Genomic DNA, 19,397 nt, shown 5'->3' with positions numbered 1-19,397 from the left:
TGTGTCAGAACCTGTACGATACGCCGGCCGCGGCGCGGTTGGCATCATAATCGTTTAACCCCGTATTGGTACGCCGCGACGTGCGCTGGCCATCCAACGTCAGATTGAGGCGCTCGCCCATCGCACGGGTCAGCCCCAAAGTCAGGCTGGAAAAACGATCGCTGGAAAAAGGCGACGCGATCACAAGCGGATCGCCGCGGAACTGTCGCCGCCCAAGAATCGCGCCGCCGCGCAGCGTCGTCCGCTCGGCAAACCGCCATTCGGTGTTCAGCGCGTAATCGGACTGGACGGTGAACCCGGACGGCACCAGCGAATCGTTGACGATGCGCCGACCCGCCTCACCCTTGAACATGATCCGCGGAATAGGCCGGAACACGAGGTCCACGTCCCAGCCGGGGCCATGATAGGGGCGCACGTTGGCCCCCTCGCTTCGCGCCTGGAGGTAATGCAGATCGACGTTCAGCTCGACCCGGCTCACGACCGCGCGATTGAACGTCACACCCGCCTCGTCGATGCGATTGACGACGCCGATCGTCGGACGATCTGCGCGCGAATAGCGATAAAACAGTGCCACCTGTCCCAGGCTGGGACGCGCATAGCCGATTCCGCCCGCCGCGGAGACCAGCGTCTGATCCGCGAAATCGAACTGCGTCGTGTTGCGCGTGGTCCGCCGCGACACTTCGGCCAGCGGGAAGAACCCCACGGCGCGAGGGCAGCTGGCCTTGACCGCCACCGTCGAGAACGTCTGGAAATTGTCGACCGGGCCGTTGATGTCGCCGTAATCGGCCTGCTGCCGCGCGAATCGCAGATCCGGCTGGATCTGGCAGATGCCGGCGACTCGGATCGTACCGGTCCCCTCTATATCCGCGCGCGCACGGCTGCGATCGGTGTTCCGGGTATAGAAACTATAGGCGAAATCGCCGTCGACGCGCAGGTCGTTATGCCCGACCTGCCGCTGATAGGTCGCGCGCACGGCGGGCGTGACGATGATGTCGTCGACCGGCGCCGCGCGGTTTTCGCTGGTTCGGAAGATGTTGTCGTCATAGGCGACCTCCCCCGACGGCGTCACGCTCAGACCGGGCTGATCGATCGTCGTTACGCCGATCAGCGGGATCGGCAGCAACGGATTCCCCAGCTGCTCGGACTGCGCGACGGCGACCTGCGGAACGACGAAGGCAGCGGCCCCCATTGCCTGGGCAAGGACGCTGAAGACTCGCGCGCGATTCATGCTGCAATGCAACATGGAGCGGCGAACCGGTGAGGAATAACAACCGAACATGGAGTCTGCGTGCCTTCTCGTATCCACGGCGTCAAGACGCTCCTAACCGATGTAAAAGGCGAACTCACCTTCGATCACGCTGCGCTGCCGCATAAGTGTTCCTATATGTCCCCTTCATTAACCGCATGTAAAACCCTGCGAATTAAGCATGAGTCCTCATCGAGGGTCCGTCATGGTTCGCCGTTTTTTGCCACTATTCAGCATTTTGCTCGCATCCTGCGGCGGCGGGGACGGCAGTTCCGCCTCGACAGAAGCCGTGACGACCGTTCCTGCTGCAGTGCCGTCGCCGACGCCCTCGCCGGCCGCCACGCCGACCGTCGCCGACGCCAGTGCGCTGCCCACTGAAGCCGGCGCCACCGCGATCATATTCGCCGCATCGGACCTGCCGGTGCGCACGTCGCCCTATATCGTCGGCGCGGCCACGCACTTCTCCTATGCGGCGCTCGCCGGTTACGATCCCGACAGCGTCGCGCAGCGGTTTACCGATAGCGGCATCCGGGCGTTCCGCGAGGATCTCTACTGGAACGCGCTCGCACCCGACTGGGACGTCAACGGCGCGCACCTGCCGCAGCCGCTCGTGACCTTCCTCGGCAAGACCACCGCACGACCACTGTATATCCTGAACAACGGCAACGCGTTCATTCCGGGCGCGTCGCCGCCGGTCGCCGATGCCGGACAGACCGCGTTCGCCGCCTATGCGCAGCGCGCGGTCGCCGCGACCGCGGGCCGCGATGCGATCTACGAGATCTGGAACGAATGGAACCGCAACGTCGTCCGCGACAAGCCGGTGATGGTCGGTCCGGGCGATGCGTCGGACTATCGCGCGTCGCTCTACTACGCGCCGCTCGCTGCGCGCGCGACCAGCGCGATCAAGCAGGTCGCACCGACTGCGAAGGTCTTGGTGGGCGCGGCGGGCGACGATCCCGACTGGCAATGGACGCTCGACGTCCTCGCCCGCGGGGCCGCGGCACAGGCCGACGGCGTCTCCGCGCACATCTACAATCACTGCGCCAGTACCGCCAATCGCACCGCGTCCGAGGCGCTGGGCCGGCTGACGCTGCTGCATTCGAAGATTGCCGGCGCCAATGGCGGGCGCGACCTGCCATTGTATGTCACCGAATGGGGCTGGCCGGCGGGTACCAACGTCTGTGCGGTGAGCGCGGCGAAGATCGCGACAAACGTGCCGCAGTTCCTGCTGCACACCGCCGCGCTGCCCTGGGTGGCGGGGTCCTGGTATTACGAGACCAAGGATTCGGGCGTCGATCCGACCAATATCCAGCATAATTTCGGTCTGTACGACGCCAATTACGCGGCGAAGTCGGCGCAGTGCGCGTTCGCCGATGCCAGCGCGGTGATCGCCGATGCGAAGGCGATGGCGGTGCAGAGCGTCGACAACGGCCTGACGGTGATCCGCGTCACGACCTCGCGCGGTCTGGCGATCGTCGCGTGGAGCGCGGTGGCCGGCCGGCAGGGGCGGATCACGGTCGGCGGCACCGCCGCGTACACCACCCGCACCCTCTGCCAGGCCACCGCTGCCGCCGCCTCCGACCGCACCCTCACGATCGGCGAGATGCCGGTGGTGATCGACATGCCCAACGCCAGCCGACTTGGGGTCAACGCCCGCCTGCTCTAGGCTGCCGGACAAATCGCGAACCCCGCGCCGGTCAGCGGTTTCCGCTGCCGGCCGCGATCTGGTCGAACGCGTCGAGCATCTGTTTGGCGAGCACGTCATAGTCGTACCGGTCGGTCTGCTTGGCGGCCTGCTCGCGCAGGACCAGCAATTGCTCGGGATTCTCCAACACATCGACGATCGCCGCGCGCCAGCGCTCGGTGTCGCCGGGGGGGACCAGCATGCCGTTGACACCCGGCTCGATCAGTTCGGGCAGTCCGCCCTTGTCGCTGCCCATCACCGGCACCGCGTTGACCAGCGCCTGGAACACGACGCCCGGCGAATTTTCGGCCCATAGCGACGGAACGATCAGCATATCGCTTTCGGCCATCAGATCGGAGACGTTCTGCTGCGGCACATGGCCCTGCATCGTCAGCCATGGACGATCGCCATACGCCGCGCGCAACGCCTGATCTTCCGGCCCCTTGCCGAGCACGGTGAGATGGAACTTATACTGCGCGGCAAGCGGATCGAGCAATTCGAGGAGGAAATTGATCCCCTTGGTCTTTTCCAGCCGTCCGACGAACACCAGTCGCACCGTATCCGACGGCACGTGCGTGGTGCGCGGGGTGGGATAGCGGTTGGGGTTGAGAATGTGGAAGCGCGGATAGTCCTCGATCGGCAGGAACGACGACACCGTATCGAGGTTGGACTGCGACGGCGAAATGAAGCCGAGCCGCGGGATCTCACGCAGGAACCCCATCTTGACCTTCGAACTCACGCGGCAACTCGTACACTGGCCGACGCACTCGTCGCTGCCGCGGAACATCGTCGTACGCAGGCAGGTATAGGCAAGGTCGTGCAACGTGATCGCGGTCGGGATGTCGTGACGGCCGATCGCCTTCAACCCGTTATAGCCCAGCCCCGATATCCAGTGGATATGGATGAAATCGGGTTTGAAATCGGCGATGACCTGCTCGAACATAGCCTCGTTGCGCGGATCGTAATGATCCTGCGCATGCCAGATCGGCTTCTTCCAGCTTGGCGCCTGGCTGGTCTTGAACACCGGATAAATATGCGGCGTGCCGACCCGGTACAGCGTGTAGCCGTCCTGCGGCGTCGCCCAGCTCTCATGCTCGGCCATCGGCGCCGCGGTCAACACCGCCGCCTCGTGGCCATTGGCCGCGAACCAGTAGGTCAGACTGTGCGCGCACAGTTCCGCGCCACCGATCACATAAGGCGGATAATAGGCGGAAATGCTTAGGATGCGCATCGCGTGCCGCTCCAATGGCTATAGGACGAGAGTTCGCGCAGCATCATGACGCGGCGACGATCCGGGCCGGCACGCCAACCGCGACCGCACCGCTCGGCACATCACGCAACACTACGGCATTGGCGCCGATCATGGCTCCCTCCCCGATTGAGATCGCGCCTATAATTGCCGCCCCTGCCGACAGATAGGCGTTTCGGCCGATCCGTGCATGACCAGGGCTGTGCGAGTGGCGCGAGCCGATCGTGACGTTCTGCAGGATCGCGACGTTTTCGCCCAAGGTGCAGACGCCCACGACGATCCCGTACGGATGAGGAATGTACAGTCCCGGCGAAACCGTACAGCCGATCGCGATTTCCGAACCGAACGAGCGGCACGTCCCCCACCACCAGATACGCCGCATCGGACGACCAATCACGGGAATGCGCGCCAACAGATCCTGGATTCGCCGCGCCAGCACGAACTGGAACCCTTGCGTCACCAGGATCATCCGCAAGGCGAAGCCCGCGGTTACGATGGTCGATTCGTGATGGGCGAACAACGCGAGATCACGCCGAACCGCCGCGCGGAAACCGGCGGCTTCGCCTGATTCCGTATTGGTCATGGGCGGACACTACCTCTGCTGGAGACTGCCATTTGGCATGGTGAAAATGGTATAAAGAAATTTTTTGTGCATTGCGGCAATTGTGACGTCACGCAAAGCCATAACGGTGAACTCGTATCGTTTTTTGTAAAAATATCGTCTGTCGAGGCCACGTGCCTGCCCTTGCCGTCACAAGTTCACGGTTGCGAAAGATGCTGAGGTCACGATATCGCAGACGCGGGATGAACGTTCGATGGCGTAGTATCCGCATTGGATTTGATCGCGACGACAGTAACGATCGACCAGAACGGGTGGATGTCGCCCAAGAATTACGCCGCCTTGAATTCCATGGTGCGCCTCCTCCGCGGTATTTGGGTCGCGGCTGATACGCAAAAGACGAATTGATAGGGTAGCATGCGCATTCTGATCGTGAACACGTTGTATCCCCCCTCCCTCGTCGGTGGCGCCGAGCGGTCGGTCGCGCTGCTCGGCCGGGCGGTCGGCGCGCGCGGTCACGAGGTTCACGTCGCGTCGCTGCACGACGGCGATAGGATCATCGAGGAACGCGACGGCCCCGTCACGGTGCACCGCCTGCCGCTCCGCAACATCTATTGGCCGTTCCGCCCCGGTCATCGTCCGTCGAAGCCCGTGCGCCTGATGTGGCACCTGCGCGACCGGAAGAATCGGCGGGCGACCCGCGACCTGATCGCGCTTGCCAAGCGGATCAAGCCCGACGTGCTGCACACCAACAATCTACAGGGGTTCTCGACCGAGATCTGGCACTGGGCGCGCGCCAACGACATCCGGATCGTCCACACGCTGCGCGACTACAGCCTTATGTGCGCGCGTGCCGCGCTATACCGCGACCGCAAGGATTGCGTCGAGCGCTGCGCCGATTGCCGGCTGCTGACCGACCGCAAGAAGCGCAATACGCCGCTCGTCGATGCGGTCGCCTCGAACAGTCAGTACGTGATCGATACGCACGAGCGTCACGGGTTCTTCGACGATACGCCGAGCCGCGTGATCTTCAACATCGCCGATGTGAACGCGGTGGTGTCCAGCGCGGAACGACCGGGGCGCGAGGACGCCCCCGGCCTGGTGTTCGGCGTGATCGGCCGGGTCGAACCCGAAAAGGGCATCGAAGTGGTGCTCGCGGCGATCACCAGCGTCGAAGGCGACTGGCGACTGCGCATCGCTGGCGGTGGCCAGACCGACTATATCGACGGACTGAAGGCGCGCCATCCGGATCCGCGGATCGACTGGATGGGGTTTGTCGAGGCCGATGCGTTCTACGACAGCATCGACGTCCTGATCATCGGCTCGACCTGGCCCGAACCGCTGCCGCGTACCATGATCGAAAGCCTCGCGCGCGGCACGCCGACCTTGTATTCGGACGCCGGCGGCACGCCCGAGATCGGCCATATGGCGCCGCTGTCGGCGATGTACGCCAAGGACGATCCCGAGGCGCTCGCCTCGCAAATCCGCCTTGCGCTCGACGACCCGGCGATCTGGCGCGCGCGCCGCACCGCCGATCCGGCATTGCTCGAGCAATTCTCCGAAGCGGCGGTCGCGGGCCGCTATATCGCACTCTACGCCAGCGACGCCGACCGCCCGGTCTGATCCGCGTTTTTTGCTCACTATTCAGATCGCAGCGAGCGCGGCGATCAGATCGTCGGTGCTCGCCGACCAGCTATAGGCGTCGGCGCGCGCCGCAGTGCGTGCCGCCAGATCGTCGACCAAAATGTCGTCGCGCAGGATCCGCTCCAGCCCCGCCGCGATCGAGTCGATCGAGGTCGGATCGACGTACAGCGCCGCATCGCCGCACACTTCGCGCACCGGAGGGATATCGCCGGCAAGCACCGGACGGCCGAACTGCATCATCTCGAGCGGTGGGATGCCGAAGCCTTCGTACAGGCTGGGAAACACCAGCGCGCGGGCGGCGCGGTACAGCCCCATCAACGCCTCGTCGCTGATCCGGCCCGGCAGGATCACGCCCGGCGGCACGTCGTCGATGCCGTTCTGCGCGAACGATTTGACCGCCGCGCCGACCAGCACGAGCCGATCGTCGGGCCGCGCGACCCGCGCGAACGCCTCGAGCGCGCGTGGGAGGTTCTTGTTTGGTGCGAAAGATCCGACGAACAGCAGGAATCGTCCCGGAAACAGGCCCAGTTGGGCGACGATGTCGGTATCGGGGACGATCGCATCGACATGGTCCGCTGCGTTCGGGATCACGGGGATCCTGGCGGGGTCGAGCTTGAGCACTGCGGCCAGACGATCGCGTGAAAAGCTCGAGACGGTCGCGATCTGCGAGCGACGCGCGATGAGATGCCCGAGCGTCCGATGCATCGTCCGATACGGTCGCGAGAAATTCTCCGGCAGATCGTAGACCAGCGCGTCGTGGATCACGGTCAGCGACCGGCGCGGTGCGATCGGCCCGGAGTTGCACAGGTTGAGAAGCGTCGACCCGTGTACCGCCCGCGGCAGATGGATCTGCTCCCAGGCGTGACCACCGCCGCGACCGACGGTGCGTGCCGAAAACCGCGGCCATTCTGGCGGTGCAGCAACGCCGGGGGGCAGCAACAGCGTCCAGCGGGGTGGCTCGACGCCCGCCACGATGCGATCGTGAACCTGCCCCAGCAACATACGCGCGAACCGCTCGACACCGGTGACCGAGCGTCCCAGAAAACGACCATTAACTGCGATCATTGTCTCTATTTTCCAATTCCATCCGGGGATAGGCACGGTGTGACGCCATATTGTTGCAAGGCTGCTATGCGCCGCCATGGGTGGCGAACTAAACTGATTCGAGTGTTTCGTTCAGGTTAGATCCTGCATCGTAAGGTTATATCGCCGTGATTGCTCCACGATGGCCCACCCGCTATCACTGTTGCAGCGCAGCGAAAACCGGTCGGGTGGCCAGGGGCCGATTTTCTAAGGATAAAGTCACGCGATGGAAGTAGCCATGGACCATCTCGGCGAAGTTTCGTTGGCCGGCGCCCTCCACCGACGGAACCTGCGCCTACGGCTATATTGCCTGTTGATCGCGACCGACCTGTTCGCGATCGCAATCGGATTCGCGATCGGCAGCTTCGTCCGCGGCGACAATTGGCTGTCGCTGAGCGGGATCGATCTCGCCTATCCGGTCCTGCCGATCTATTTCCTTATCGCCTTCAACAACAAGGCGTATTCCCGGCCCGCGATCACCAGCGGCACCGAATCGATGATGCGCGCGATCGTGCCGCTGGCGATCACCGGGTTCGCGCTGCTGACGCTGATCTTCTTCGTCCAGGCGGGTAACGACATCTCCCGCGTCGCGTTCGCGATCGGTTTCGGCGGCACCACGATCCTGATGGCGACGTTCCGGATGATCATCGTCATCGTCGTCCGGCGCACGGTTGCGCCGAAGCTGGTCGCCGAACTGCTGATCGTCGACGACGTGCCGCGCGCGCAATGGCACGAGCCGAAGCTCTGCGACACGATCTTCGCCGGCGAGGCCGGGATCGAGCCGGACATGGGCAATCCGCACATGCTCAATCGATTCGGCCAGATGGTCAGCAAGTACGAGCGCGTCGTGGTGCACTGCCCGGTGGATCGCCAGCTCGACTGGTCGCTGCTGCTGCGCGGCGCCAATGTCGACGGCGAGATCCTGTCGGCCGGTTTCGGCAAGCTCGGCGTGCTGGGCCTGCAGAACTTCAAGGGCCGCCAGACGCTGCTCGTTGCACGCGGGCCGCTGAGCTATACCGACATGGCCAAGAAGCGCGCGCTCGACATCATCGTGACGCTGATCGTGCTGTTCGCGATTTCTCCGGCGCTCGTGCTGATCGCGCTCGCGGTGAAGCTCGATTCGCCCGGTCCGGTGCTGTTCCGCCAGGAGCGGATCGGGCGCGGCAACCGCATCTTCAACATCCTCAAGTTCCGCTCGATGCGCGTCGAAAGCCTCGACGCCAAGGGCGCAACCTCGACGCAGCGCGACGACAAGCGCATCACCCGCGTCGGCGCGTTCATCCGCAAGACCAGCCTCGACGAGATCCCGCAGTTCCTGAACGTCCTGCTCGGCGACATGAGCCTAGTCGGGCCGCGCCCGCACGCGCTCGGCTCGCTCGCGGGCAACCAGCTGTTCTGGGAAGTCGACCGCGAATATTGGCATCGCCATGCGCTGAAGCCGGGAATCACCGGCCTTGCACAGGTTCGCGGGTTCCGCGGCGCGACCCACCGCGACGTCGATCTCAAGAACCGGCTGCAGGCCGATCTCGAATATCTCCATGACTGGAGCCTGATGCGCGACGTCAAGATCCTGTTCCGGACGATGACCGTTCTCGTCCACAGCAACGCCTATTGAGCCCGCGCCGCGGGGGCGGTAGGGCGCGATTCCGGGGGTTGAGGAGAAGCCAATGCCATCTATTCGATCCCCGAAATCCAGCCTGACGGCCGGGAAGATCGTGGCCCGTGCCGGGCTGGCGCTGACCGGCCTGGTCGGGGGTGCCGTCGCGCTCGCCTCGATGGCGCCGATGCCGTCGTCGTCGCCCGGCCCGTTGCGGCCGCTGCCCGATGGACCGCTGACGCCACGCGCCGCGCCGTTGATCATCGGCGTCGGCGTGCATTTCGGGATCGGTGGCGAATATGGCTATGACCCCGCCCGGACGGCGCAGGCGATCGACACGGTCGGTGCATCGTCGTTCCGCGACGACCTGACCTGGCCGGGCTTCAAGGGCGCGGGCATGAACGCGCCGGGCAGCATGCGGCCCCGCCTGGCGGCGTTCCTGGCCGCGACCAAGGCGCGGCCGCTGTTCATCCTGGATCATCCCAATCCGGCGATCGGCGGCGACGGCGTGCCGGTTACCGATGCGGGTCGTGCGGCGTTTGCGAACTTTGCCGGCGAGGCCGCACGCCAGACCGCAGGCCGACGCCCGATCTATGAGATCTGGAACGAGTGGAACCTCAACGCCGCGCCAGCGATGGGCAAGCTGATCGGACGCGCCGCGCCCGGCGATCCGCGCGGCGGCGACGCCTATGCCCGACTGGCGGCCAAGGCGACCGCCGCGATTCGCGCGAGCCAACCGAACGCCACCGTCCTGGCTGGTGCGGCGGGGACGGATGACGGCTGGCAGTGGGTGCACGCGGTGGCCGGCGGCGGCGGGCTGAAGGGCGCCGACGGCCTGTCGGTACATTATTATAACCACTGCGAACGCCCCGATAACCGGACTGCTGCCGAAGCGATCACGCGGATGCAGGCGCTCGCCACGAAGATGCGGATCCGCGGCGGTCGGGCGATGCCGATCTACGTCACCGAGATCGGTTGGCCGACCACGCAGGGCGGGCCATGCGATATCGCGCGCAACGATTCGGGCAATAACATCGCCCAGTTCCTGCTGTGGTCCGCGGCGACGCCGTGGATGCGCGGCGTCTGGATCTATCAGTTGAAGGACCAGGCCCAGGATCCCACCGACAACGAGGCCAATTTCGGGCTGTTCACCTACGATTACAAACCCAAGCCCGCCGCCTGCATGATGCGCGATGTCAGCCGCCTGATCGGCCGCGCGAAAAGCTGGCGGATCGATCGGCCGCAGCCTGGCCTGACCGTTGCTAGAATGAACGACGGGCAGTCGCGTACGTTGATCGCGTGGACGGATCGTGCCGCGCAGAAGGCTGAGCTGCAAATCGGCGGCGCGCCGACGCCCTACCGGCCAATCTGTTCGCCCGCCGGCCCGCGCGACACGACGATCCCGGTCGGGTCGCGGCCGGTCGTGGTGTCGCTGTCGGGCAGCGGCGCGGGAATACGCTACCGCATGCTGTAGGCGCACAAAAAATGCTGGCCGCCCCCTCCCGCGAGTGGAAGGGGCGGCCAGCGCACGTCTCCGAAGCTAGCGGACTGTCAGCCTAGCAAACGCTCGACCACCAAGGTGATCGCGGTCCATCCTGCCAGGCTGATCACGCCGAGCAGCAACAACCGCCCGCGCGGCTGCCATTTGAAGGTGGCGGGCGCACGGATCGCGCCGGTGATGGTATTCAAACCATAAACATTGTCGGTCATCGCCGCGGTGATGCTGCCGGCGGGGAGCGGCAGGTCGAACTGGCAACCATAATCGCGTGCGCCGGCCCAGGTGATCTGCGCCTCACGCTGGCCTACGCCGGGAATGCCGACCACGACATTCTGATCGAGCAGCAACGGCAGTACCGATTCGATCCGGCACCCGTCGCGGTTGAGATCGGCGATCCGGATCTCGCGCGACGTCGTCTCGTCATGCAGGCGCAGCGTACCGGTACGCGCCAACGCCACTCGCGTGTCGGCGCGACGTTCGGCTGGATCCGCGAAAAATGCTGCGTTGTGTACCGTTGCCACCATCTGTTCCCTAGTGCGGGCGAAACCCTGAACCCTCGCTCTATCTAGGTGGCATGCAATGAAAAATTGCTGTTATTCTATAGTTTCTTCGATCTTAACTAATATTTGTTTTGCACCGAAGATTATTACAAGACGACCTTCGACCGGGACGGCGACCCGGTGCCGAGCAGCCTGCCGAACGCGCGCTGGAACACACGCTTGCGACGCTCCGACACTTCGGCGATCAGTAGTGCGAGGATTACCGCGGCGACGATTGCTACCGGTCCACCAAGCGCACTCGCGCGCAGCTTCGGGAACACCGATGCCAGCATGAGGAAGAACGGCTGGTGGACGAGGTACAACGTGAAGCTTGCCCCGGCCAGCCAGCGGATCGCGCGGGCGATGCCGGCGGGAAAGATCGTCCGCCCCTCGGTCGCACGCCGGAACGCGATGATGTTGACGGTGATCAGCCCGCCGACGAGCGCGAAATAGACGAAGCTCTTCGCTAGCTGCGCAAGGTCGGCTTGGTCGTACATCGGCCAGGCCCAATGCTCGAGCGTCCGCTTGACGACGAAATAAACGAGCAAGGTCGCGACGAACGCGGCGAGTGCCAGCCGCTTCGGCATCGTCACGCGGCCGGCGCGCACATGACGATAGGCGAGCAGCCCGAACAGCCAGATCGGCATGTACGCGACGACCTTCGGCCCGAACGCGAGCATCAGAAGGACACCGATCACCGCGCCCCGCACCCGCCCGAGATAGAAGAATGCGGCGAAGATGACGTAATACGCCGCCTCGAACCCGAGCGACCAATAGGGCTCGTTGCTGCCGAACACGCGGTGGCTGAACCAGAGTTCATTGGTGAAGGTCAGCGCGAACGGCAGGTTGGTGAGATAGGCGGGATCGTAGAACGGGTGATCGCTGAGCGATACCACGCCATATCGCTGCGTGATCATGTCGCAGACGAACCCCGCCAGCAGCGCGATCAGGCACACCGAATAGAGCCGCGACAGGCGAGCGGTTGCATAGGCGCGAAGGCTGTGCTCCTTCTCCTCCGCGACGAAGGCGATGACGAACCCCGACAGCACGAAGAACACCGCGACCGCTTCGCCGGTGTGGCCCGAGATGAACCCGGGCAGCCGGGGCATGACGAAATGCCTGGCATGGCCGAGCACCACCTCGAACGCCGCGACGAGGCGCAGCAGATCGAGATAGATCGACAAATTGGGATCGAGCACTCTGACCTTCGTCGCGAAAGGACCGGTCGATTCGGTGCGCGTCTGCGGCTCGCTCACGATGCCCGCTCCTTGTCCGTCTTGGGCGCCATCATCCGGCCCGTCCTGCGCGCGCTCCGATCAGCGTATCGACCAAGGCGCCCTCGCGCTGCCGGCTGTGCGCGGCCCAGCGCTCGCGGACGTGCGTGCGTGCCGCCTCGACCGCTGCCGGGTCCTGTGCGAGCCCGAGGATGTGGCGGGCGGCGGTCTCCGGCCGGTCGAGATCGAGCAGCGCGGGCACGCCCATGAATTCGAAGCCCTGGAGCGACAGCGGCGTCGCCATCACCGGCGCACCCGCAGCGAACGCCTCGAGCATCTTGATCTTCAACCCACTGCCGTGGACGACCGGGCTCAGCATGCACAGCGACGCGCCGAGCAGCCGTTCCATCTCGTCGTCGGCGACGAAGCCCAGCGTTTCGACATTGGCGGCGGGCGTACCGATATGCTCGCGCGTGCCCTTGCCGATGAACGTCACGATCGCGGGGGCGTCGAGTGCCAGCAACGCCGGCGCGAGCGACCGCGTGATCCAGTCGATCGCGGCGCGATTGGGGGGGAAGCCGGGACTGCCGATGAACAGGACGCGGCGGTGGTCGATGTCGTTGGATGCCGGCGCGATCGCCTTTACCGCCGAAACCGGCGCGCGCTCGATCACCGGGCACAGCGCGACGCCCTTCGCGCCGGTCAGCCCGCGATAGTGGCGCGCGTCGCTGTCGGAAATGAACACGGTCCGCGTCGCACGCCGCAACAGCAACGCCTCTATCAACCACGCCTGCACCGCCTCGACTCGCAGGAACGCCGCCGCCGCGCGCGATTTCCGCAGCCGCGCGCCGTCGACCAGCGTATCCGGCGTAACGTTGTGTGCGATGAAGACGAAGGGCGTGCGCCCTAGCACGAGCCGCCACAGCGACACGTTCGCGAGCGCCTGGATATGGTCGACCACGATCAGATCGGGTTTCGCCGCCAGTCCCGCGCGGATCGCGCGCCGCGCCGGAGTCGAAACGAAGCCGATGCTCATCAGCAGCTTACCCGACAACAGATGCGCGAGCTTGCGCGCCTTGGACGGAGTCTTCGTATCCGCGCGGTAGCCGGTAACGCCGCCGAACGCGGGCGGCGGGGTGTCGGCGGGCAACGTCGTGAAGACGCCGGTCAGGTCGATCGCGGGTGAGGCGGCCAGCTCGGCGATGTGCGCGCGCGCGACGACGTCCATGCCCGAGCGCGGATCGACCGGATCGCCGGCACCGATATAGAAGACTTGCAGCGCTCGGCGACCGGACGCCGCAGTCTCCTTCATCGCGCGCCGCCGAGAATGCGCGCCGGCGATCCGGCGGCGACCGCGCCCGCGGGCACGTCCTTCAGCACCACCGAGTTCGCGCCGATCTTGGCCCCGCGACCGATCGTGATCGGGCCGAGGATGGTCGCGCCCGCGCCGATCTCGACGTCGTCGCCGATGATCGGCCCGCGCGGCGCATCGTCGCCGCGCTTGCCGATCGTCACGCATTGCAGGACCGCGACGTTGCGGCCGAGCGTGCAGTCGCCGAGCACGATCGCATAAGGGTGCGGCATGTAGCAGCCGGGGCCAACAGTCGCGATCGCGGCGATCTCGGATCCCGATCGCCGACAGGTCCGCGCCCAATAGAGCCGCGCGACGACCCGTCCAACCACCGGCAGCGACGCGAGCAGGCGCTGGATCCGGTGCTGCAGGATAAAGCGGAACCCCGGCAGGAACAGCCACGCATAGACCAGGAACGCACCGCCCGGCCGCTGCCCGCCGACCTTGGCGACGCGCACCAGATCGCCGCGAAGATGCTCGGCGAATGTAGCCCAAGCAGGGGGCTTACGCGTGTCTGTCATGGCAGGGGCATCTCCGTTGCCGAGCCGCCCCCCGTTTGCGAGAAAGGCTCGGGCTGCTTCATCTTGCGGAGCACATGCCGCAGATAGAGCAAACGGACGATGAACAGCGTGCTGGCGGTGGCCGCGGCCGACAGCCCCGCACCGATCAGCCCGAAGAAATACATGAACCCGGTGCCGAACGCGATCGCGACGATCACGCCGGCGACGTTGTTGACCGCGTACATCCGGTCGCGCCCCATGCTGGTGATCGACACGTTGAGCAGGTCTGAGCCCGAACGGATCGTCGCAGCGAGCAGCATGATCGCGAGCAGCACGCGAAACACCGGGAAGCGCCCCGCTGGCGCGAAGTAGAAAATCATCTCGGTCGCGAGGAAGATGCCGACGCTGAACACCGCGGCGAAGGTCATCGTCTTCATCATCTGGCGGCGCAGTTCGGCCTGCCACTCGACCGGATCGCCGCCGCGGAACGCACGCACCATCCGCGGCAGCGCGAGCTGCACGACGGCGGTTGAGATCAGGGTCTGGAGCGCGTTGGTGATCGAGAAATAGAAGCTGTAGATACCCGTCGCGACCAGCCCGAGCAGCGCGTTCAGGATGAAGCGATCAGCATAGCCCAGCCCGACGATGCCGAGGTCGCTGAAATAGATGTACCAGGCGCGGCGGGCCCGCGTGACGAGCACGCTCAGCTTCTTCTCCTCGCGCAGGCTCGCCTTCATCGGCCAGCGACGCAGATAGACGAACAGCATCGCGATCGCGAGCACATGACTGAGAATCCAGCCGATAAAGATCATGTCGAGCGTCTTCAGCGTCGGCAGCGCGAACCCGATCGCGACGACGATCGGGATCCACAAGGCCGAGCGGACGAACACGAGGACGTTGGCGAACAGCGCGAGTTCGAGCCCGATCATCGGCATGTAGATGTCGAGCGCGACCGTCTCGAGCCACAGCAGGATCAGGATCAGCACCTGCGTCTGCGTGATCCCGCCGGTCTGCCAGACCAGCACCGGCACCGCGATCAGCGTCCCCGCAAGCAACGACGCGAAAGTGATGATCAACCGGTCGCGGATCAGCGGCGCGGCGGTCGCGGGGGTATGCCCGACCACTTCGCGCGACACGAAATAGTTCAGGCCCCAGCCGACCGTCGCGGGGACGATGCCGATCGCACCGATCGCCAGGCCATAGACGCCCGCCGCCGCCAGACCGAGCTGGCTGACGATGTAAAAGGACAGCGCGAATCGAAGGAACAGCGTCGAACCACGCAGAACCATGTTCGGCGCGCCACCGCGGATCAATCGTGTCAGTAAGACAGACATGATGTGGGCGGTCTCTCCGCTAGGACATCGGCACAGAACCCGATCGCCGGCCGACTGCCGGGTCATACTGCACTACAGCATGCCACTAGGCGATTTCGGTCCCGCACGTCCACCCACGCCGATCCCACCCGACCCTACTCCCGACCGGCGGACCGCGAAAAACGATCGGTTCGGGCGGCAGACCTGCCTCGTTTCGGGGCGTGCTGCACCGCACCGTAATTTTCCGCAATTGACGTTGCAGGGTGCATTCAGCAGTGAGTAGATTCCCAACCTAAGGTTTTCCCGATGCGTCTAGGCCGGATAGACAGCCTCCAGATCCTGCGTTTCCTAGCGGCCTTTCTCGTACTCTGCGGGCATAGCCAGCACGCGCTGGTCGATCATCTCGGCGCACGCGCCGGATACTGGAGCTTCGTTCCGCTCGACTGGGGACTGGGGGTCGACGTCTTCTTCGTGATCTCGGGCTTCGTGATGTACTACATGATGCACGACCGGTTCGGGAAGGCAGGCGCCGCCGCCGACTTCCTGCGCCGCCGTCTGATCCGGGTCGCGCCGCTCTACTGGCTGTTCACCACGCTTGCGCTGGCCGTACTGGTCGCGACCGGCGCGCCGCGACCCGGCGCGCTGAACATCGTGTTCTCGTACCTGTTCCTGCCGGGGCCGGTGTGCGGCGACTATTGTTTTCCGGTGTTCACGCTGGGCTGGACGCTGAACTACGAAATGATGTTCTACGCCGTGTTCGCGATCGCGCTGCCGTTCCGTCGCGCCACCGGCATCGCGATCATCGTCGCCGCGATCCTCGGGCTGATGGCCGTCGCGCATCTTGCCCCAGCCGACTGGCGGATGCTGCATTTCTGGGGCTATCCGCTGACCGGTGAGTTCCTCGCGGGGATCGGGCTCGCGCACCTGTTCCTGAAGGGCGTCCGCATTCCCCGCCCGATCGCGCTCGCGACGATCCCGTTCGCGCTGGTGCTCGCGGTGATCGGGTATCAGACCGACGCCTACGACACGATCGGCCGGATCGTCACCGGCGGTATCCCCGCCACGTTGATCATGGCAGCGGCCGTCCTCGGGCTGGAGCCGGTCGGCGGACGCCAGGTCGCCCCCACCGGCCTGACCCGTCTGCTGGTCGCGGGTGGCGACGCGTCCTACGCGCTGTACCTGTCGCATCCGATCGCGATCAAGCTGGCCCAGGTGATCGCGCAGAAGCTCGGCATCCTGGACCGCGCACCGGAACTGCTGCTGCCGCTCGTGTTCGTCGGCGCGGTGATCGGCGCCGTCATCGTCCACCGCTTCATCGAAAAGCCGATGCTCGCGTTTCTCAGCCGCCGCTGGAGTCGCTTCGGCAGCACTGGTATGGGCGACGGCCAGCCCGCGCCCGGCCGCGCCGGCGTCATCGTCACTGAAGAACCGGAAACTCGCTGATGGCTACCACGATCGATGCATTTCCCGCCCGGACGACGGTCCAGCGGAACTGGTCGACGAGCATGAACCAGGAACTGGCCAACAAGCTGCTGGCTGGTCTGTTCCTGATGTTCGCGTTTCGCGATACGCTGACCGCGGTGCTGCGCTGGGCGCTTGCGCTGACGCATCTGTCGCCGGTGTGGTTCATCCCCGACCTGCTCTCGATCGGCGCCTTCGGCTATTTCGCCTGGCATATCGCGTTTCGAAACCGCTCGCCCTTCGCCATTCTGCTGGTCCTCAACACGATCACTGCGGCGATGGTCGGCTATGTCTTCATGTCCGAATCGCCGTTTGCGCTGATCTCGTCGCTCAAGCTGTTCTTTCCGTTCTACGTCGGTCTGGCGCTCTGCGGCAGCGACATCACGCAGTACAAGTTCGTGCGGTATATGATGATCGGGCTGATGATCGCCTCGATCGTCGGCCTGATCGCCGCGCCCTATTTCGATTATCCCTGGACGGGCGCGGAGTTCGAGAATTTCGGCAACAGCAAGGAAGTCGGCCGGGTCTGGTGGATCGACGGCGTCGTGCGATACGGCGGGCTGGCCGGCGACAGCACGATGGCCGCGTACATGGTCGTCTTTCCGTATCTGATGCTGTTCCACCGGATTCCCAAGTGGCTCAATCTGGCATTGTGGCCGGTGATCTACTGGGCGATCCATATCAGCACCAGCCGGTCGGCGATGCTGGTCGCGGTCTGCTTCGCGCTCTATTATCTCGCCACCGAGATCCTGATGCCGTCGTTGAAGAAATACGACATCGAGCGCAATCTCGCCAAATGGTCGTTCCTGTGCGTGCCGATTCCGTTCGTGCTGATCGCGGTTCTCGGCGGCGTCGACCTGTCCGAGATGAGTTCGTCCCTGTTCAGTCTCCAGGACCGAATCAACAACAGCTGGCAGCTACCTTTCACCTACCTGTCGGATCTCTTTCCCGCCGGCCTGTTCGTCGGCTGCGGGCTCGGCTGCTTCTCCTATCCGATGGCCTATACGGATATGTCGGGATACACCGTACCGGTCGATAATTTCTATCTCAGCACGTACCTGATGATGGGGGTTCCGTGGCTGGTCTTCATGGTCGGCATGGCGATCGCGCCGTTCCGCACCAAGATCCGGTCGAAGCTGGTGATGATCTTCATCCTCAACATCTACACGATCACGGTGCAGTGCTACGGTCCGTCGTTCGCGACGATCTCGATCGGCTATGCGTTTTCGGACATGTTCCTGCGCGGCAAGCCCTGGCAGCGGCGCGCGCTCCGCTCGGCCGAAACCGATGCCGCAGTCTCTACCTGATTGGTGACGGGGCCGGCCGGTGCCGTTTGAACGGCGACTTGCCGGTCAGCGCGGCCCAGTCCGCCATGCCGAGCCGCTCGGCCAGCATGAAGACGGCGACCGGAACATACAGCCCGACGGCGGTGCCGAACGCCAGATCGAGCGGAACGCTACGCAGATGCAGCGTCGCGAGAAGCCGCGGCGCCGTCGGCAGGAAGATGACGTGCATCAGGTAGATCGGCAGAGATACCATCCCGAGCCAGGCCAGATGACGACCGGCGCGCCCGGCGGGTGCCAGCGCACAGGCCAGCGTCATCATCAGCGACAGACCCAGCATCGACACCGGGATCGTCCACAGGCTGACCGCCACGACATCGCCACGCCGCCATAAGGCCAGCGCAGCCGCGACGAACAGGATCGCGGCGAGGGCGATGCCGATCGGCGAACGGATCGGGTGCATCAGTTTGCGGCCATGCTGCGCCAGCCATAGACCCGCCACGAAATACGGCGCGTGAACGATCATCTGCGGCACGACGTCGGTCGGCGGCGCGTCGGACAGAAACGTGAAGGCCAGCAACGCGAGCGCGGCGGCACCGGCGGCAACCGTGGCGCGCCCGGCGAACAGCAAGGCCGCCAATTGCATGAGCAGCAGCGCGTACAGGAACCAGAAGATGCCGATCGGGTGCGTCGCGATATGCAGCAGCGCATCGAGAGGGAGGTCGCCGTTGACGTGGATGATCAGCCGCGCCGCCGTCATGCTCGCCCAGAACAGGGCAGACCACAGCACATAGGGATAGACGATCGCCCATCCCCGCGACCGGAGATAGTGCCCGGCCGCGACCTTGCGGATCGAGAAGAACGCGTTGTAGCCCGCGACCAGGAAGAACACCGGCATGTGCGTCGTGTAGATCGCGAAATCGATCGCCTGGAGCACCTGCAGCATACCCGAGGCATCGGGATTCTTCATGACGCCACGCGCGTGATGGCCATAGACGACCAGCACGATCGCCAACCCGCGCAAGATATCGGCGGCGACGTCGCGCTCTCGCCGAACTACCGTTCCGGGCTTATCCGTCATCTGCATTCGTTCCGATCCGCCTCGCCCGTTGCATCCGAAGTCGATCGAAACGGACTGTGGGAAACCCGCGTTCGGTCGATGGACCAAGAGGCCTG

General features: G+C 64.9%; 16 protein-coding genes. 6 read left to right on the top strand and 10 right to left on the bottom strand.

Going from position 1 to position 19,397, the window contains the following annotated elements:
- Positions 1 to 4 precede the first annotated feature (4 nt).
- Entirely contained in the window at positions 5 to 1,228 is a 1,224-nt protein-coding gene (locus C8J44_RS13940) for an outer membrane beta-barrel protein (protein WP_183128791.1), read from the bottom strand.
- A gap of 307 nt (positions 1,229 to 1,535) precedes the next feature.
- On the opposite strand from C8J44_RS13940, the gene C8J44_RS13935 reads away from it, so the two are divergent.
- On the top strand, positions 1,536 to 2,912 hold the full coding sequence (locus tag C8J44_RS13935) for a hypothetical protein (RefSeq protein ID WP_147453211.1): 1,377 nt from the start codon (positions 1,536 to 1,538) through the stop codon (positions 2,910 to 2,912).
- A 31-nt stretch (positions 2,913 to 2,943) separates the two neighbouring features.
- Here C8J44_RS13935 and C8J44_RS13930 read toward each other — a convergent pair whose 3' ends face one another.
- Positions 2,944 to 4,161 (bottom strand): glycosyltransferase family 4 protein, encoded by a 1,218-nt coding sequence (locus C8J44_RS13930; protein WP_056054080.1) that lies wholly within the window; start codon positions 4,159 to 4,161, stop codon positions 2,944 to 2,946.
- Positions 4,162 to 4,204: 43 nt separating this feature from the next.
- Entirely contained in the window at positions 4,205 to 4,762 is a 558-nt protein-coding gene (locus C8J44_RS13925) for a serine acetyltransferase (protein ID WP_121904997.1), read from the bottom strand.
- Positions 4,763 to 5,155: 393 nt separating this feature from the next.
- Here C8J44_RS13925 and C8J44_RS13920 point away from each other — a divergent pair, with 393 nt between their 5' ends.
- A complete protein-coding gene (locus tag C8J44_RS13920; protein WP_121904996.1) occupies positions 5,156 to 6,361 on the top strand; it encodes a glycosyltransferase family 4 protein in 1,206 nt (401 codons plus the stop codon).
- A gap of 21 nt (positions 6,362 to 6,382) precedes the next feature.
- Here the strand turns inward: C8J44_RS13920 and C8J44_RS13915 are convergent, their stop codons facing one another.
- Positions 6,383 to 7,447, bottom strand: a complete 1,065-nt coding sequence (locus tag C8J44_RS13915) for a glycosyltransferase family 1 protein (RefSeq protein WP_183128790.1) — start codon at positions 7,445 to 7,447, stop codon at positions 6,383 to 6,385.
- 331 nt (positions 7,448 to 7,778) lie between these two features.
- Between C8J44_RS13915 and C8J44_RS13910 the strand changes: the two genes are divergently transcribed.
- Positions 7,779 to 9,080 carry an exopolysaccharide biosynthesis polyprenyl glycosylphosphotransferase gene (locus C8J44_RS13910; RefSeq protein WP_259466870.1) on the top strand — a complete coding sequence of 434 codons (1,302 nt, stop codon included), beginning with the start codon at positions 7,779 to 7,781 and terminating at the stop codon, positions 9,078 to 9,080.
- A gap of 52 nt (positions 9,081 to 9,132) precedes the next feature.
- Positions 9,133 to 10,536 carry a cellulase family glycosylhydrolase gene (locus C8J44_RS13905; RefSeq protein WP_121904993.1) on the top strand — a complete coding sequence of 468 codons (1,404 nt, stop codon included), beginning with the start codon at positions 9,133 to 9,135 and terminating at the stop codon, positions 10,534 to 10,536.
- 77 nt (positions 10,537 to 10,613) lie between these two features.
- Here C8J44_RS13905 and C8J44_RS13900 read toward each other — a convergent pair whose 3' ends face one another.
- The 5 genes from C8J44_RS13900 to C8J44_RS13880 all read right to left on the bottom strand — a co-directional run bounded on the left by C8J44_RS13900 (position 10,614) and on the right by C8J44_RS13880 (position 15,498).
- Positions 10,614 to 11,081: a PilZ domain-containing protein gene (locus C8J44_RS13900; protein WP_183128789.1), complete on the bottom strand. Its 468-nt coding sequence runs from the start codon at positions 11,079 to 11,081 to the stop codon at positions 10,614 to 10,616.
- 125 nt (positions 11,082 to 11,206) lie between these two features.
- Positions 11,207 to 12,355, bottom strand: a complete 1,149-nt coding sequence (locus C8J44_RS13895; protein ID WP_183128788.1) for an acyltransferase — start codon at positions 12,353 to 12,355, stop codon at positions 11,207 to 11,209.
- Between the two features lie 31 nt (positions 12,356 to 12,386).
- Entirely contained in the window at positions 12,387 to 13,625 is a 1,239-nt protein-coding gene (locus C8J44_RS13890) for a glycosyltransferase (protein WP_121904991.1), read from the bottom strand.
- Positions 13,622 to 14,185: a serine O-acetyltransferase gene (locus C8J44_RS18630; RefSeq protein ID WP_220683119.1), complete on the bottom strand. Its 564-nt coding sequence runs from the start codon at positions 14,183 to 14,185 to the stop codon at positions 13,622 to 13,624. Before C8J44_RS18630 ends, C8J44_RS13890 begins: the two co-directional genes overlap by 4 nt.
- The gene (locus C8J44_RS13880; RefSeq protein WP_147453210.1) at positions 14,182 to 15,498 is read right to left on the bottom strand and encodes a lipopolysaccharide biosynthesis protein; all 1,317 of its coding nucleotides are present in this window, start codon (positions 15,496 to 15,498) and stop codon (positions 14,182 to 14,184) included. The genes C8J44_RS18630 and C8J44_RS13880 overlap by 4 nt, the downstream gene beginning before the upstream one ends.
- A 285-nt stretch (positions 15,499 to 15,783) precedes the next feature.
- Here C8J44_RS13880 and C8J44_RS13875 point away from each other — a divergent pair, with 285 nt between their 5' ends.
- The gene (locus C8J44_RS13875) at positions 15,784 to 16,920 is read left to right on the top strand and encodes an acyltransferase (protein ID WP_121904989.1); all 1,137 of its coding nucleotides are present in this window, start codon (positions 15,784 to 15,786) and stop codon (positions 16,918 to 16,920) included.
- On the top strand, positions 16,920 to 18,245 hold the full coding sequence (locus C8J44_RS13870; protein WP_060526175.1) for a hypothetical protein: 1,326 nt from the start codon (positions 16,920 to 16,922) through the stop codon (positions 18,243 to 18,245). The genes C8J44_RS13875 and C8J44_RS13870 overlap by 1 nt, the downstream gene beginning before the upstream one ends.
- Here C8J44_RS13870 and C8J44_RS13865 read toward each other — a convergent pair.
- The gene (locus tag C8J44_RS13865) at positions 18,238 to 19,308 is read right to left on the bottom strand and encodes an acyltransferase family protein (protein ID WP_060526174.1); all 1,071 of its coding nucleotides are present in this window, start codon (positions 19,306 to 19,308) and stop codon (positions 18,238 to 18,240) included. The genes C8J44_RS13870 and C8J44_RS13865 overlap by 8 nt on opposite strands.
- Positions 19,309 to 19,397: the final 89 nt, after the last annotated feature.

Origin of the sequence: Sphingomonas sp. PP-CE-3A-406 (genome assembly GCF_003688625.1) — a bacterium.
Classification (GTDB): domain Bacteria; phylum Pseudomonadota; class Alphaproteobacteria; order Sphingomonadales; family Sphingomonadaceae; genus Sphingomonas.
This window is presented reverse-complemented; position numbering and strand designations above follow the sequence as displayed.